This window comes from Nocardioides antri, assembly GCF_008373765.1.
GTDB classification, from domain to species: Bacteria; Actinomycetota; Actinomycetes; order Propionibacteriales; family Nocardioidaceae; genus Nocardioides; species Nocardioides antri.
In genome coordinates this window covers 1-346 of the sequence record NZ_VUJW01000224.1, presented here as the reverse complement: position 1 = coordinate 346, position 346 = coordinate 1, and the positions used below count along the sequence as shown (strand labels likewise).

1 protein-coding gene is annotated in these 346 nt (G+C 52.9%); it reads left to right on the top strand.

Annotated features, from left to right (window positions below; all coding sequences use genetic code 11):
- A partial coding sequence (locus tag F0U47_RS23070) for a ferritin-like domain-containing protein (protein ID WP_188111466.1) occupies positions 1–346 on the top strand: 346 nt, incomplete at both ends.

The following is a 346-nucleotide window of genomic DNA, read 5'->3' as shown; positions in this document are numbered from 1 at the left end:
GTCTGCCGCACTGCAGCGCGTATTACGGCCAATTCAAGGACAACCACGTTGTAGCGAACGAACTGAAGGCATTAGCCTCACTGTATTTGAAACGTTCCTACCATTATCTCCTGTCGGCCTCCTACTTCAACTACTACCAGACGAACAGGGAAGGATTCGCGAAGCTCTTCAGGAAATTATCGGACGATTCGTGGGAGAAAACCATTGGTCTCATAAAGCACGTCACTAAGAGGGGTGGGAAGATGGACTTCTCGAGTCACACCACACTGAAAGGCGACAAGGGCAGCAACTACACCGTCGAGGTCGGCCACGAGATCGGAGCCCTGGCCAAAGCCTTGGACACGCG